At 70.2% G+C, this 15,913-nt stretch carries 10 protein-coding genes; 4 read left to right on the top strand and 6 right to left on the bottom strand.

Features of this window, described 5'->3' with window-relative positions; all coding sequences use genetic code 11:
* Positions 1 to 5: 5 nt before the first annotated feature.
* The 5 genes from WME83_RS50440 to WME83_RS50420 form a co-directional block, all read right to left on the bottom strand.
* Entirely contained in the window at positions 6 to 6,668 is a 6,663-nt protein-coding gene (locus tag WME83_RS50440) for a DNRLRE domain-containing protein (RefSeq protein WP_437316861.1), read from the bottom strand.
* Between the two features lie 600 nt (positions 6,669 to 7,268).
* Entirely contained in the window at positions 7,269 to 7,694 is a 426-nt protein-coding gene (locus WME83_RS50435) for a hypothetical protein (RefSeq protein WP_437316860.1), read from the bottom strand.
* Between the two features lie 23 nt (positions 7,695 to 7,717).
* Positions 7,718 to 8,356 carry a hypothetical protein gene (locus WME83_RS50430; protein WP_437316859.1) on the bottom strand — a complete coding sequence of 213 codons (639 nt, stop codon included), beginning with the start codon at positions 8,354 to 8,356 and terminating at the stop codon, positions 7,718 to 7,720.
* A gap of 9 nt (positions 8,357 to 8,365) precedes the next feature.
* Positions 8,366 to 8,854 (bottom strand): hypothetical protein, encoded by a 489-nt coding sequence (locus WME83_RS50425; RefSeq protein ID WP_437316858.1) that lies wholly within the window; start codon positions 8,852 to 8,854, stop codon positions 8,366 to 8,368.
* Between the two features lie 644 nt (positions 8,855 to 9,498).
* Positions 9,499 to 10,080: a hypothetical protein gene (locus tag WME83_RS50420; RefSeq protein WP_437316857.1), complete on the bottom strand. Its 582-nt coding sequence runs from the start codon at positions 10,078 to 10,080 to the stop codon at positions 9,499 to 9,501.
* A gap of 471 nt (positions 10,081 to 10,551) precedes the next feature.
* Here WME83_RS50420 and WME83_RS50415 point away from each other — a divergent pair, with 471 nt between their 5' ends.
* The 4 genes from WME83_RS50415 to WME83_RS50400 all read left to right on the top strand — a co-directional run bounded on the left by WME83_RS50415 (position 10,552) and on the right by WME83_RS50400 (position 15,027).
* The gene (locus tag WME83_RS50415; protein ID WP_437316856.1) at positions 10,552 to 11,550 is read left to right on the top strand and encodes an SDR family oxidoreductase; all 999 of its coding nucleotides are present in this window, start codon (positions 10,552 to 10,554) and stop codon (positions 11,548 to 11,550) included.
* A 251-nt stretch (positions 11,551 to 11,801) separates the two neighbouring features.
* Entirely contained in the window at positions 11,802 to 12,539 is a 738-nt protein-coding gene (locus WME83_RS50410; RefSeq protein WP_437316855.1) for a type 1 glutamine amidotransferase domain-containing protein, read from the top strand.
* A gap of 309 nt (positions 12,540 to 12,848) precedes the next feature.
* Positions 12,849 to 13,664 (top strand): class I SAM-dependent methyltransferase, encoded by an 816-nt coding sequence (locus WME83_RS50405; protein WP_437316854.1) that lies wholly within the window; start codon positions 12,849 to 12,851, stop codon positions 13,662 to 13,664.
* Positions 13,665 to 14,085: 421 nt separating this feature from the next.
* Positions 14,086 to 15,027, top strand: coding sequence for a DUF4142 domain-containing protein (locus WME83_RS50400; RefSeq protein WP_437316853.1), 942 nt, complete (start codon positions 14,086 to 14,088; stop codon positions 15,025 to 15,027).
* Positions 15,028 to 15,131: 104 nt separating this feature from the next.
* On the opposite strand, the gene WME83_RS50395 is transcribed toward WME83_RS50400, so the two are convergent.
* Positions 15,132 to 15,800 (bottom strand): hypothetical protein, encoded by a 669-nt coding sequence (locus WME83_RS50395; protein WP_020741980.1) that lies wholly within the window; start codon positions 15,798 to 15,800, stop codon positions 15,132 to 15,134.
* Between the last annotated feature and the right edge of the window lie 113 nt (positions 15,801 to 15,913).

Below are 15,913 nucleotides of genomic sequence, written 5' to 3'. Positions count from 1 at the left end.
TAAGCCTAGTTGAAGCAGGCGAATATGACGTCGTTTGCATACACCTGACAATTGTTCCACGGCGCGAAGATGCCCTGGGTGTCGCCCGCCGCGACGTCCTCCCGCAAGAGTCGGGTCACGCATTCCTCGTCGGCGGAAGGGATCTCGTGGCATCTGGAGTCTGGATAGAGGTCTTCGACGATGTCTTCGCTGTGAATCGCGACTTCAGTGGCCCACGGCGCGCCGCTGAGGCCGGCGCATATGTCATCGGTGCATACCCACGTGTGATAAGGCATGTATTCCCCAAGGGGGCCAAACGTGACGGCCGGCGCCTCGCATTGGTACACGGTCAACCCTGAGGGGTCGCGATGGTTTACCGGGTCGCTCTTGACGTACTCATACACGTTCGGGCTGCCGCCGTCGAACAGGATAGGATCCTTTGCCGTCCAGCGCCCCGTCTCGGGATCGTAGTCGCGCGCGCCGAAGCGGACGAGCCCGGTGTCGCGATCGTAGAGCCCACCGGCGAAGCCGAAGGGCTGGAACCCCGGGCTCGTGTCCACGAGCACGCGGCCGAACTCGTCGAAATCCATCTGCTGAGCCACCTCGCCGGTCGCCGCGTCCACCACGAGCCGCGGGCTGCCGAGGTGATCCGTCACGATGCGGTACGCCGAGCCACCCTTGATCATGACGTCGGGGACATTCCGATCTCGACCATAGATGAAGCGTGCCTGCACGTCTCCAGCGCCGTCGAGCTCCGCCACCGGCTGGAGCTCGCCTCGATAGAGGAACCCTTGCACCATCACCCCGTTTCTCTGCTTCCAGACACGATGGTTCTCGCCGTCGACCAAGTAGTCGATCTGCGTACCATCCGGGAGCTCGACGTGCCGCAGGTTCCCGCGCGCGTCGTACGTGAACGCCGTCGTGTCTCCCGTGGGCGTGTCGGTCACGCTCGCGATGTCGCCGGCCGGGCTCATGTGGTACGTCCTGGACCCGTAGCTCACGAGGCGGTCCTGGCCATCGTACGTGCCTCCCTCTGTCCCTGACGACGACGTCCGCGCCAAACGATTCCCGTTGGAGTCGTAGTCGTAGTGGGCGGCGAGCACGCCGTCGCGGTGCACGTCAGAGAGACGGCCGGCGAGGTCGTAGACATACGCGTACGTATGCGTCACGCCCCGGATCGCCTCTGTCTTGCTCTCGATACGGCCCAGCGCGTCGCGCACGTACGTCGCCTCGTACATCGCTGCGCCGTTCGCCTGCGCCACGTGCGTCCCCGTGGCGCCGTAGGCATCGGGGGTGACCGTCTCGCTGACGACGCCGATCGTGCTCCCCGTGTACAGCCCGTTCAGGGGGTGACGGTGCACCGTGAGGCCGCCGGCCTGGTTCAAGGCGCCGTCGGCGTCGTACCCAAAGCTCACCGGAGCGCCGCCGTTCACCGTCTCGCTGCTGACGCGGAAGTCGTTGTTGAAGATCCACTGCACGCTGCGCGAGCCGCTCCCGAACCCGGCGCCTGTCCACGTCCGGCTCGTCAGCAGCGCGCCGTCGTAGCCATAGGCGAGCGATATGCCCGCGGGGCCGCTCAAGCTTGTGAGGTTGCCAGTCGTCGGGCTGTACCCGGTGACGACCGTGCCCATCCCCAACGGGAGGTTCATCTGACTGAGACGCCCAGTCGACGTGTCCCGGACGTAGGTTGTCGCGGGCTCCCCGGCGCGGGACAAGCCCGTGAGCAGCCGGTCCAGGTCGTAGGACCAGGCCACCGTCCTCGGAGCCGCTCCGATGTCCGGAGCCAGGTAGGCATCCAGCAGGTCTGCTGGAGTGTAGCTGAATGTGTGAGCGGATCGATCGGGAGGCGTCACCGTGTGCAAGCGCCCGCCAGGATGGTAGCTTTTCCCGATCTCCTCGCCGTCCGCACTCGTCACCTGCGTGACGCGGCCGACCGGATCGTGAAGGTACGAGACGAGATTGTTCAAAGGGTCGAGCTCCGTCGTGAGCCAGCCGTTGTCTTCGTACGTGTAGGTCCAGGTCCTGGCGCCCTGAGAGCGCGTGTGCAGCCGGCCGTCTGCGTGGTACGTCAGCTCGATCGGCAAGATCCCCGGCATCTCGACGCGCTCCGGCCGCCCTCGGTCCGTGAGCCAGAGGGTCGAGTGTCGCCCGACCGGGGATGTGGACAGGATCGTCCTCGCGGCCTTGTTGAATACCTGGGAGAACGTATGCCCGTTGATCGTCAGGGTCTCGGTCGTCGAACTCACGGTTAGCGCATCACGCGGATCCGAGAGGGTCGCCGAGCGCGACCTGGTGATCTGCTTTGTTCGTCCAAGGGGGGTCGTCGTGATCTCGCTGCTGACGAACGACGACTGCATACCGAAGCGCGAGTCCCCCTTGACCTCGACGGAGATCACGACGCCGTCGGGGCTCGTGATCGTCTGGGCGCCGCTCGTCGCGGTTTGCACCACGGTCGTGAGGCCGTCCGCGCCGGTGTGCGTGCGCCGCTCGCCACCGCCGGAGAGCTTCTCGATCCCGTACGCCTCCGTCCGCCCCTCCGCCGTTGCGATCGTGACCTGGTAGTTCGTCTTCGTCCCCGTCTTGCTCAGCGCCTTGAAGCCGCCCGCCGGATCGGAATCGCTCGTGAGGCGCCCGTCCGCGTCGTACTCGAACTCATGGAGTCGATTCAGCGGATCGCGCAAGGATCGGAGGAGGCCGTTGTTCGGGTAGTATTCGAGCGTCGTCGTCTCGTTCGCGGCGCTCGTCAGCGTCCAGAGCAAGCCCTCCGCGTCCAGCGCGAGCGTGGTGATCTGCCCGGTCGGCGCCGCGATGCTGGTCGGCGCGCCGCTCGCGTCGCGCACGATCTGTGTCACTTGGTTGTCGACGTCGGTGATCGTCGTCAACCTCCCTCCGGCGTCATAGCCGAACTGGTAGCGCGTCACGCCGAGGAGCGTGTCGAGCGTGGAGAGGTGCCGCCCCTTGTCGGTGAACACGTAGAGCTCGGACCCGTCCTTGCTGGCCACAGCGACGTTGCTCGTCGAGAGCCCCGGGAGCGGCGCGCCGACGCGGGCGATGAGCCCGCTGTCATCGTGGTGGGAGTCGGCGATCAGGAGGCTCCCGTCCGGCGATACCAGAAGCGCCTCGGGCATGAGGATCGCGGCGACGGTCGCCGGAGCGCCGAGATTGCAATGCTTGATGCGACAAGGATCGGTGGCAGTGCGGGAGGCAGTGCTCCCGACGACGGTGTACATGAGGCCGCTCGGTGAGATGCGGCGGACGACTGGCGAGCCGTTCGTTGGGCCCAAGGAAGCCAGCACACCGAAATAGATGCTCCCATCGGGGCCGAGCGTGAGGCTGCGGGGGATCCCGATCCAGGCGTCCATCGCCGGCGTCCCGTCCGTCGTGGGTCCACTCCAGTTCCCGCCCGCGATCGTGGTGATGATGCCGTTCGCGTCGATGCGCCGGATGCTGTTCCGGCAGCCAGGACCTTCGGTTCCGAGGTTGCCCGAGGCCTCAGCGACGTAGAGGCTGCCATCCGGCCCGATCGCTAGACCCTGGATGTCGCAGAACGAGGCCTGCAGCGCCGGGCCGCCGTCCCCGGAGTATGCTTGCGCTCCGGTGCCTGCCACCGTGGTGATGATCCCGTCGGGGTCCACCTTGCGAATGCGCCTGCCCGAAACGGTGTAAAGGCTGCCGTCCTGAGCCAAGGCGATGAGCTCGATATACCCACCGACTGCGCCCGAGGTGGCGGGGACATCCTCCGCCGTCGTGATGCTTGTATCGCCATTTCCAGCGACGGTGGTGATGGTCCCGTCGGGAGCCACCCGCCGGACGCGGCCGGGTTCGCGGATGTAGAGGCTGCCGTCCGGCGCGAGCGCGATGGCGCCTGGATTGTTCAGCCTCGCCGTCGTGGCAGCGCGGTTGTCGCCATTGTAGCCGCTCACGCCGTTGACGCCGGCGACGGTGGTGACGATCCCGTCCGGAGATATCTTCCGGACCCGGTAGTTCATCTGGTCGGAATAATAGATGGTCCCGTCCGACCCGAGCGCGAGCCCCGAAGGCCGGCCGATGTAGGCCGCCGCGACGCTGAGGCCATCGGCGGCTGCGGCCGGGGTCGCGCTGCGAGGGATCTCGCCGGCGATGCGCTCCAACACCGACCCGATGTTGCGGCTGTCGCGCCGCGATCCGTCGCCCAGGTAGAGAATGGATCCGAGGGTGTCGAAGGCATGGTGAACGTCGACGCTCATGCCGCCGAGCGCCGCAGAGCCGTTGTTCCAGCTCGCCCCGATGAGGCCTTCCCAGCGGCGCGCCAGAGCGGTCTCCTGCCGCGTCCGGCTCCCGAGGATCCTCGTGCCCGACGGTCTGCCGAAGGACGATCCTGACGCTCCCGGGCCGCCATTGGGCACCATGTAAAGTCCGTCATAGACGTGCCGGGTCTCGACCACCACCGGCTGCTTTCCCGCGAGCAGGCGCCCGAACGCGTCCCTGCCGTCCCAGTCGAAGGTATATTTCTCGTCGGGATCGCAGGGGCAGGTGATGGTCGGCGAAAAGGTCCTTCCGGCGACGTCGATCTGGAGCTCGATCCGCTTGAGCCGCGGGTCCACGGTCGAGTTCGTCACCGGAATGTCGAGGCGATAATTCTCCTTGCGCCCGATGGTTCGATCGCTCTGGTAATGCAGGTTGAAGGGCGTGCCGCTGACGGGCAGGCGCTCCCCCAGGATCTGGCTCTCGCACTCGATGATCGAGCCGGGTTTCTTGCACGGGTCGTCGGGGGGGCTCCCCGGACCGCCGTCGCCGTCGCCGTCGCCGCCGCCTCCGCCGTCGCCGTCGCCGTCGCCTCCGCCCGGATCAGGCGGCGGCTCCGGCTCGGGATCGCCTGGCGAGCCGTACGGCCAGTTGCAATCCCACGGGGTAAAGTGCGCCACCTGGACTCGCCAGAGAGCCGTCCCCGCCGCGTACAAGGTGGCCAGCTCTTGCCGCTCCTCCGCGGTGATCCCGAGCGCAGAGAGCTCGCCCGCGTCGTCGGCCACGCCGTCGCCATCGATGTCCACCGAGGCGGTCCCGCCGCTCACGTCGAGGATCTCGATGACGCGCCCATCGTCCGCAGGGACCCACGCCCCTTTTCGCGCGTCGTAATAGCCGAGCGGCACGGCCATCCCGACCGGGAAGTCCAGGAAGTTCTCGACATAGAACGGGATCGGCTGGTTGAACTCGACCTTCGTGGCCCCCGCGGCGACCGCCTCGTCGAGCCCGAGCTCCACGGCATACGTATATCCGCTGGTCGGCGGCAGGGTGCCCGGCATCGCCTCGGGCCCGTTCGGGCCGACGGTGTACTCGGTCGCGCGCACGTGCACCTCGGCCGGCAGGGCCACGGTCATCGTCGCCCCGGGCGGGCCGCTCGGGTCCGGCACGGTCATCGTTCCCGTCGTGCCCGGGGGGAAGAGCAACGTCGCCTGACGCGCGCCGCTCTCGTCCGACTGCACGCTCCCGCGGGCCGCCTGCACCGCCGTCGTACTTCCGAGCGCGACGGGCGTCACCACGGGGTCGCTCTCGATCAGCACCACGTCAGGCGCCTTCGACCACTGCTGCCACTGCGTTCCAACCAGCCGCTGCACCGGCAGGTAGCCGGCCTTCTCGTACTTCATCGTGAGCGGCTGCCCGCCGCGCACGACCAGCTCGAAGGCCCCGTCCGCGCGCGTGAGGACCTGCCCGTAGCTCGCCGCGCTCCCCGCCTCGTGGTGCAGCACGCTCACCTTCACGCCCGAGATCGGCGCGCCCGCCCGCGTCGCGACCTTGCCCTTGACGACCGCCACGGAGACCGGGTCGATCGTCGCGGTCACGCCCGTCTGCGGCGCGCTCGGCCCCTGGTGGATGCAGGCCACGGCGTCGATCAGCCGCGTGGCCACGGTCGGGTCCAGCGCCGGACAGGCCACGTGCGTCACTGCGCCGGTCGCCGGATCGCACGTGTCGATCGTGGCCGGATCGCTGTCGTCGGTCGAGATGGGCGTATGCACAATACCCAGCACCGGATCGCACGTATCGGTCGTGCACGCGTCGCCGTCGTCGAGCGTACCGGTGCAGGTCGACTCGGTCGTGTAACAGACCTCGAGGCTCGGCCGCCGGCTGACCGTCGGCTCCTCGCTGCTCGGGAAGCTGGTGGTGAGGACCGGCGCCTCCTCCAGGAGCACGCCGTGGTTCGGGACGGTGCCGGCGAGCCACGCCGCGGTGAGCGAGGTCAGGTCGGCCGAGCGGATCCCGACGCCGGGCAGCGACTGGAGCGACGCCGCGATCGCCGGGTCGAAATCGCTCCCGTTCCCCAGGCTCTGCCAGGTCACCGTCGACTCGGTCCACGGCGAGAGGATCCGGTGGATGTTGATGGTGCTCGAGCTCGTGGTGTCCCGGAAGATCTGCTCGAGCCGCAGCGTCGCCGAGACGACGTTCGCCCCGGCGGGCACCGGAGAGAGATCGAAGCGGAGGACGGCGTGCCGCACGCCGAACCCGGCCAGGGTGCCCGTGCGGAGGAGCACGGTCGAATCGCTCCAGGTCGGGAAGGTCTCCCAGATGGTGGCGTCCTCCACCGCGCCGGCCGTCCCGCGCTGGATCGTCACGCAGGTCGGGTCCTCGGAGCCCGCGGCGAGCTTCGCGGTGCCGTGAAGCCCCTCTTCCGGAGAGCGCGAGCTGCAGCCGGCGCCGGACGCGATGGCGCTCATCAGGACGGCGCTCGTAAGAAGGAGATATCTTCGCCGGTACCTGCTCGGCGGCTCGAAGATCTCGAGCGCTCGAAGGGATGCTCGCCGAGGTCGTCTCGCGAGCGATCTAGCCGTTACTTCAGATATCATTGCACCTCCGCGGTCCGAGCGCGTGCGCTACAGGAATGCGACATGCACGCGCCGGCCTCGCCTCGCGCCCGCGGTCGCCGCGGTCAATCACGCCTAGCCGCGTTGACGCGCGAGCCGCACACGAGCGCCCTGAGAACATCCGGCGCGCGGCCGAGCAATCCACGTACCAGCCGGCGCCCCTTCCCTGCTCGGGGATTGCTGATGCTCGATCGCCTATCGCCCCTGTCACACGCGCAGCACATCACCGCCATCACGGCAAAAGTTCACGAGTGCACGTGCCCGCGTGCCCGCGTGCCAGCGTGCCCGCGTGCCCGCGTGCCAGAGCGCGCATGATGGGTCGGTCGCTATCGTATCGGAGCTCGTGATGTCGCCTTCAATGGCTGGCCCCTAGGAACCTCGACCGGACGAGACCACCGCTCGTCGCCCGGCGAACGACGCAGCGGGTCCCCGACGACGCGGGCTCTCGGCCTCTCACCAGACGGAGAGCACCGCGTCCAGCGTGGAGGCGCGCTCGCACCACGCGATCAGCTCCCCTTCCTCCGGCTCTGTCACGATGACGATATAGTCCGACGCTGGCGACCACCGACCCTGATGACCGCAGGAGCCGATCGGGCTCGACCCGCCGCTCTGCAGCGCGAACACGCCGAGCGACGTATCGCGCGACGGGCGCCCCCAGACGAACGTGGAGCCGCGGACGCCGGCATCGAGCACCAGCTGCCTGGACGCGGAGCCATCCATCTCCAGCCACACGACGAGCGTCTTGTCCGCCGCGTGGCTGCGGATGCTCACCGTCCTCCACATGAAGAAATAAGCCCACATCGCGGCGACGACGGCCGCGACGAGCAGGGCGCGCACGACGGCTCGACCGAGCGTGAAAGGACGCGATCCAGGGCTCATGCGCTTGCCACCACCAGGCCGAGCTACTCGGTCACGGGCAGGCCGTGGCCCTTGCGGACGAAGTACGCGACGACGCGATTGCCCACCGGCTCGCCGACGCGCCGCACGGCGGCCCCGCCGATGCGGTCCCGCGGAACCGCGTGGAAGAGCTCTTCCACCGGGACCTCCGCGTCGGCGGCGCTGGCCGTCACCTCCAGCTTGCAGAGCGTCGCGGCGCAGTCCGCGCGCCTCACCGAGAACGCCTCGAACCGAGGCTCGCGCGCGAGCGTCAGGATCGCCGACTCCGTGTCGCGCGCCCAGGCGTCGTCCCGTGTCTCCGCCCGGAAGGCGGCGTCGAGCCCTTCGTAGTGCGCCTCGATGCGCGCCGCCTCCTCCGCAGCGGAGATGGGCTCGGGCGCCGCGCCCTCGGCCTCGGAGGCGCCGGCCTGCTCGGGTCGATCGGCCGCTCGACCCGGAACCACGGCCAGGCGACGTTCCCGCTTCAGCGCCCGCACCTCCTGCTCGAGCTGCGCGATCTTCCGCTCGAGGCTCGCGTCCCCTGGATCCGCGCCCGGAGCGAGCTCTGCTCGTTTCGGGCGCTCGGTTCCTCTCACGAGGGCCAGGCCGCCCAGGACCGCGACGCCCGAGAGCGCCGCCGCAAGTACCACCGCACCCGCGCGCATGATCGCACCTCAGTCCGTCTGGTCGTTCTCGACGACCCGGTACGAATAGATGCGGCCATTCTGAGGTAGGAGACAGGTGATGAAGTAGTGGTCCCGGGCGGCCGTGCCGCTCGTGAGCGCGCCGAGCGACAGCGTGACGTCTCCCGTCTGAGCGTTCGTGGTGTCTTCGAACGTCACGTGGAGGCTCGTGCCGTCCCCGCTCATGGACATGAAATTACACGCGACGCGGTCGGCGGAGGTGGGGTCGTGCACCCGCACCGTGGCCGTGGGACCGTTGCTGGCCGAGACGCGATCGCGAACCACAGGGCAAACGGCGCGGATACCGAGGGCGCTCGTGGTATTCAGGAAGTAGTTGCTTACCAGACTGTAGCTATTGCTGCTCCCCGCCGCCATGCAGTTGACGCCAGCGTAGTCCTTGATGTCGGTCGCGAACGACGGAAGCGCCGCGCAGAGCACGGCCAACCCAAACAGACCCACGATCTTCCGGATACGAACCATACGAATCTCCTCGCCGTTACCAGCAGCCCAATGTCCTCGGTCCGGACTGCGTGCGTCACAAGCAGGATCGAGAAAGGCGCGCGCCGGCCTCGCTTTGCGCCCCACGCTCGCGTGGTCAGCCGCGTCGACGTGCGACGTGCACGCGAGCGGCCTGAGAGCACCCAGCGCACGCACCGGAGCAACCCACGTACCAGCCTGCGTACCCTTGCTCGCCCGGCGTCGACGCGCTGGATCGTCATCCGTTCGGGCAATCGCTCAGGCAGTTGCCGTACTGCGGCAACAGTTCACGGACGCACGTGCCAGCGGTGCCAGCGTGTCAGCGTGCCAGCGTGCCAGCGCGCGCACCAAGGGTCGTACGTCGTCGGCAGCCAGGCGCGAGGCCGACCCTGGAAGGTAGCGCAGCATGCGCTGCGCCAGGCTCTGCGACATGAAAGCATCCTGACCGGGCGGCCAGCAGCGGCATGGCAGGATGTGGAGCTGGTCGGGGAGGAGAAGGGCGTGCCCGCCGACGCGATCTCGGCCGTCGCGATCGCGGCGCGACCCTCGTGCGGCGCGAGCCCATTCGCAGAGCAGCGCGCTACGCCGTCTCGGTCCGGGACAGGGGTCGCGGCGTGCGGCCTAGCGGACGCGCCGGCTCACCGAGGTCATCCGCCGCCCGGCGTGCGCGTACCGCCCTGGGTGCCGCTGCCTCCCTGGGTGCCGCTGCCGCCCTGGGTGCCGCTGCCCGGTGTACGGGTGCCGCCGCCCTGGGTGCCGCTGCCGCCGTGGGTTCCGCTGCCGCCGTGGGTGCCGCTGCCGCCCGGCGTGCCGGTACCGCCGCTCGGCGGCGTGAGAGAGCCGCCCCCGTGGGTGCCCGAGCCGCCCGTCGTCCCGCCGGCTCCGCCCGGCGTCCCGCCCGGCGTCCCGCCGGCTCCGCCCGGCGTCCCGCCCGTCGTCCCGCCGGCTCCGCCCGGCGTCCCGCCGCCCGGCGTTCCGGTGCCGCTGCCCCACTCGTGCGTGCCGCCCTGCGTGCCTGCCCCGCCGTGGGCGCCTCCTCCCGGAGATCCCATATCCCCTCCAGGCGTCGTCCCCATGCCGGGCGTCCCGCTCTCGGGAGATCCCATTCCTTCGGCGCCGCCGGGGGTCTCTCCGCCGGTGTGCCCGGCCCCCGGCGAGGTCTGTTGTCCGCGCCCCTGGCTGCCCCCGCAGGCCATGAGCGGCAGCGCGGCCACCACTACCAGAAACATGCTTCGCATGATGTGTCCCCCAGGTCGTCTGCGTTTGCGGCCCGTGCCGAGCCGCCGGCGATGCGGACGCGTCCATGCGCACGAGGCCCCCCGAGGGCCCTGCGGCGTAGCGTCCCACCCCCGACATGCTGGAGCCGCATCCAGCCGCCGGGATCGAGACGCAGCCGGAACGGCGCATCGGGCCGCGCCCGATCGAGCACCGCTGCGCGCTCGCGGCGCAGACTGGCCTCCTGACGCCGGCCGGCGCTCGCGTGCGCGCTCGACCACACGCGACCGCGCACGCAACCGCGCAGGCGGGCGCGTCGATGCGCGCGGCCCAAGCACCCTCACGGCTCGACACGGCTCGCCCAGCGCTTGCATGGGGCCAGGACCACCTGTGACCGCGGAGCACGCCGCGCCCGCGCGCGGCCGCTCGCAACGCGGCGTGGGCATACGTGCCACGCCGCGTGGGCGCAGAAGAGGGGGTGAGGCATGCGCGACAAGTTCCGGAATACGATCGTCGTGATCACGGGCGCATCGAGCGGCATCGGCCGCGCAACGGCGCTGGAGTTCGCCAGGCGCGGGGCCGCGGTGACGCTCGCTGCCAGGCGGGAGCAGCCGCTGCGCGACCTCGCCGCCGAGTGCGAGCAGGCCGGCGGCAAGGCGCTCGTCGTGCCCGCCGACGTGACGAACGAGGCCGCCGTCCTGGAGATCGCGCGGCGCACCACCGAGGCCTTCGGCCGGATCGACGTGTGGATCAACAACGCGGCGGTGACGCTCTTCGGCCTGTTCGAACAGACGCCCTCCGAGCCCTACCGGCGCGTCATCGAGACCAACCTGTTCGGCTACATTCACGGCGCCCGCGCCGCCCTGGCCCAGTTCCGGCGGCAGGGCAGCGGCGTGCTCATCAACGTCGGCTCGATGGTGTCGCGGCTGTCCGAGCCTTACGTCAGCGCCTACGTCGCCTCGAAGCACGCGATCCGCGGCCTGTCCCAGAGCCTGAGGCAGGAGCTCCAGGTGCTCCGGGCCCGCGACATCCACGTCTCCACCGTCCTGCCCGCGACCATCGACACGCCGTTCTTCCAGCACGCGGGCAACTACACGGGGCGCACGCCGAAGGCCATGCCCCCGGTGTACCCGCCGGAGCGCGTGGCGCGCGCCATCGTTCGTCTGGCGCGGACACCGCGGCGCGAGGTGTTCGTGGGCAGCGCGGCCCGGCAGCTGTCCTTGCTGTCGCTCGTGGCGCCGGGCCTCGCCGAGCGCCTGCTCGCGCGGAGCGTCGACCGGCTGCACCTGAAGCACGACCGCATCGCGTACGCGACGAACGGCAACCTGTTCACGCCGTTGCCGGAAGGGGCCACCGTGAGCGGCGGATGGAAGCCGCGCGGCAAGAAGCGGCTCCTGCGCGCGGTGGTCGTCGGCCTCTCCGCCCTCGCGCCCGCCGTGCTGGGCCTCCTGTGGCTCCGCCCGAGGCTGCTCCCGTCGAGGTGACGGCGCGCCCCCGCCCTGCGCCATGGGCCGCGTGTCGCAAAACGACACACCCTCATCGTCGGCCGCGGGCGACACGGACAGCTGGGCCCGCGGACCCCACGAGATCTGCGCTGGCCTCGGTTGCGGAGCCGGGCGCCGGCTCTAGGTGCGTCGGAGGGGACATGTCTCCGAACGACCAACAGGGCAGCAGGAACAGGCACGTCCTGGCGCGCCTGTTGCCATGAAACCCACCCGACAACCGTTGAGGCAGCATGAAGGAACGAAAGAAGCTTGCAGGGAAGCGGATCGCGGCGCTCGTGGCGGACGGGTTCGAGCAGATCGAGCTGACCGTGCCGATGAAGGCGCTCCGCGCCGCGGGCGCGACGGTGGACGTCGTCTCGCTGCGTCACGGCAAGATCCGCGGGATGAACCTCCACGAGCCCGGCGCGAGGGTGCGCGTGGACCGGACGGTCGGCGAGGCGGACCCGGCCGAGTACGACGGCTTGCTCCTGCCGGGAGGGTTCATCAACCCGGATCTCCTGCGCCAGAGCGAGGACGCGCGCCGGTTCGTGCGCGCGTTCGACGACGCCCGGAAGCCGATCGCGACGATCTGCCACGGGCCCTGGGTGCTCGCGTCGGCGGAGCTCGTGAGCGGGCGGCAGCTCGCGTCCTGGCCCGGGATCCGCGACGACATCGTGCACGCGGGCGGCGTCTGGCGCGACGAGGAGGCGGTGCGCGACGGCAACTGGCTGTCGAGCCGCGGGCCGCAGGATCTGCCCGCCTTCGTGCGCGAGATGCTCGATCTGTTCGCCGAGACCGCGCCGATCCACGCCGCGGCGTCGCCGCTGGCCGCCGAGTCGGCGCCGGCGCGCACGTCGCCCCCGCTCGCGGCGCTCAGCGCCACGGCGTTCCTGCCGGCGCCTTCCACGGCAAGGAAGTTCCTGAGCACCGCGGCCACGCTCGGGGTGGGCGGGCTGGCGGTGCTCGCGCTGCGCCGGGCGCTCACGTGACGTGAGGGAGGCCGGGATCCGGGCCGCCCGGCGAACACCTCCTCCGGGGGGCCCACCGTCGTACCGGGGAATACCGTCCTCAGAGCCGCGGCCCCGATGGCCGCCGTGTATGCACCGGGCGTACGGGTACGTCGCGCCGACCACCTCCCGCGGTTCACCTCGGATCGCGAAAGCTCACGCCTGGACATACCGCCGCGACGAGCGCGGCTGTCCAGCCTGGGCCGAACAGCTCCCGTGTACGTCACTCCACCGATCGGCAGAGGGCCGGGCGAGGAGAAGTTCGCTTCTTCCCCAGCGGAATGGGCTATTATGTCCATCCCTATGGCCGAGGACAGCTACACGTTTGCGGGTTCGGAGCGCGCGCGAGAGCTGGAGCGCCTGCGGCGGATCGAGGGGTTCTTCGACCCCGCCAGCTGGCGCCTGCTCAAGGCGTCCGGGATGGGTCCCGGCTGGAGCTGCCTCGAGGTGGGGGCCGGCGCCGGGTCCATCGCCTGCTGGATGGCAGAGCGCGTCGGCCAGGAAGGCGAGGTGGTCGCGGTCGACCTCGATGTCGGGTTCATGGATGCTTCTCAGCTGCCGGGCGTCCGGATCATCGAAGGCGACATCCGCCAGCTCGACTTTCACGCGGCGCGCTTCGATCTGGTGCACGCCCGCTACGTGCTCATCCACAACGCCCATTTCCAGGATCTCCTCGACGCCATGCTCGCGGCGCTGAAGCCCGGCGGGCGCCTCGTGCTCGAGGAGCCCGACTTCACCGCGGCCAGGGGCGCGTCCGGCCCGGATATCGAGGCCTTCGATCGGGTGAATCAGTCGATCCTCGCGATGTTCCAGGCCGAGGGCAAGGACCCGGGGCTGGGCCTGCGCCTGCCCGCGATCCTCGCGTCGCGAGGGCTCGCCATCGAGGCCGTCGAGAACGAGGTGCCGCTGTGCCCGGGCGGCCACCCGCTGTCCGAGATCATGAGCCTCTCCGCCACCCAGCTCCAGGACAAGTACCTCGCGACCGGGCGGATCAGCGCGGAGGATCTCGCCGGATACGCCAGGTTCGCGGCCGACCCCGCGGCGTGGGGCATCTACTACGGCACCGTCGGCGTCGTGGCCCGCAAACCGGCCAAGACCGCGGACTGACGCGCCGTTCGCGCGCCGTTCGCGCGCCGTTCGCCGAGAGCACGCGGCCCGCGCGCGGGCCTCCTCCAGGAAAGCATCGATATCCGTCCCGCCGCCTCCGCCGCGGCTGGACATGGCACCTCGCCGATCACCCGACAACGCCGCTCCCCTGCCCCTCGCGACCTCCCGTGACCACGCGGGCGCCGCCGCCCGGGCAGCGCCCTCGTCCGTTCAGCCACGGCGAGAGGTGGCACCCGCGCGCCGGTGCGTCGCGCGACGCCGACGATTCAACCGATCCTGTGCGCTCGTGAGCATCATCGATTTGACGATCTCGCGCTTGCATATCCCCAGCGCAGTTCAAGATACGTGACGGGGCGGGCCAGGCATCACCGCCAAGCGCTCCGGCGCCGGCGCCGCTTCCGTCATTGACATGGGGGGAAGTATGAAGTTTCGAATCAACTCTCTTCGTTTTGCATGGATCGCAGCCCTGGCGCTCGTGGGGGCCAGCGCCTGCTCCGTCGCTGCGGGAGACGACGGCCTCGCAGCGGCGGACCAGGACAGCGCGGAAGAGGCGGTCGAATCCGCATCGCTGGCCTTCACGCTCTCGGTCCCGGAGCTCGCCTCGGTGATCGACGCCTTCGATACGATCCAGATCGCCGAGGCGCAGCTCGCCATGACCCGCGCGACGGACGCGTACGTCATCGAGCTCGCCCAGGAGCTGCTCAATCACCACACCGTCGCGAACCAGCAGCTCCGGGCCGCGCTCGGGCAGGCCGGCGTGACGCCGGACGACAACCAGGTCAGCCGGGCGCTGGTCGAGCAGGGCGCGTCGGATCAACAGACGCTCGAAGGGCTCAGCGGTCGCAGCTTCGACTGGACGTACGTCAACCTCCAGATCGCCCGGCACCAGGAGTTCCTCGCCCATATCAAGGAGCAGCTCGTCGTCGTCGGACCCGAGCTGCACCCGGGGATCTCTCACCTCGTCCCCAGCATCCGGGAGGCCACGTCGCGGCACCTCTCGTTCGCCACGTCGCTCACCTCGCTCATCGGCACCCCGTACGTCTCGGAGAACGGCAATCCGCCGCGCTCGCCGTACTACGACTACGGCAACGGCACGCCCTATTACGGCAACGGCACGCCCTATTACGGCAACGGCACGCCCTATTACGGCAACGGCGCGCCCTATTACGGCAACGGCGCGCCCTATGACGGCAACGGCGCGCCCTATTACGGCAACGGCGCGCCGTACTACGGCCCCGTCTACTACGGCTCCAACGGGCCTTACATGCCGGCCTACCCGCCCTACGGCGGCTACGGGCGCAGCACGTCGCTCGGCTCCGGCACGCCCAGCCCGTATCCCCCTTCTCCCGGCGATCGCCCGTGAGCCGGCCTAGGGCGCCGGCGCTGCGCTCGCCCGCGCCGGACGCCGACTGACGAGCTGCGGCGCCGACCGGGCCGCCGATCCGTCGACGAGACGGGCGCGGCGCCCTACAGCCGGCGCCGCGCGCGGCCGCGATCCGGGATGACGCCGTGGATCTCCGCCTCGGTGAAGCCGGCGGCCTTGTAGAGGCGCTTCAGGTGCACGAGCTCGATGTGCGCGCTCTTCGCCACCGCGGCGCGGATGCGATCGAGCACGCTCAGCCGCTCGAGCGGGAGCCGGGTCGCCTCGACCGTCGAGCGCAGCGCCGCGGCCGCCGACTTCACCTCGGCCGCCGCCGCCTGCGCCTTGTCCAGGCTGAGCTTGGGGTGGATCCCCGAGCCGAGCAGCTGCGCGAGCACCTCCAGCCGATCCGGCTGCCCCGTGATGTCGCCGTCCTCGTAGTCGGCGAAATACGCCGCGCCGCCGGGGAACAGGATCGACAGCGCAGGATCCGCGGACGGGCGGCCCACGGCGTTCCAGACGTCGTCGGCGACCTTGCCGAGCGCGTCGTCGGCGCGCGCGGACTCGGCCTCCACCTTGGCGAGCAGCGGCTCCGCCTCCGACCGCGCGGCGTTGCGCTGGGCCTCCACCCCGTCGAAGAGCGTCAGCACGGGCACGAGCCGCTGCTCGGCGAGCTCCCGGAGGGACCCCCCCTTCGCAGAAGCGCTCTGGAGCGTCGCGCGCACGTCACCGATGATGTCGTCCGCCGGCGCATCCTTGCGAATCACCTCGCCCATGATGTCGATCCTCCTCTGGCCTCACGAGGCTCCAAGGCTGCGGAGTCCAGCGAAGCACGACCCGCGAACGCCCCCCGTCGGCGCTGTCACCTCGGGCACCATAACGGACCATC

The organism is Sorangium sp. So ce385 (assembly GCF_051474135.1).
GTDB lineage: Bacteria > Myxococcota_A > Polyangia > Polyangiales > Polyangiaceae > Sorangium > Sorangium cellulosum_D.
Note: the sequence above shows the minus strand (reverse complement) of the source record. Positions and strands in the feature narration are given on the sequence as shown.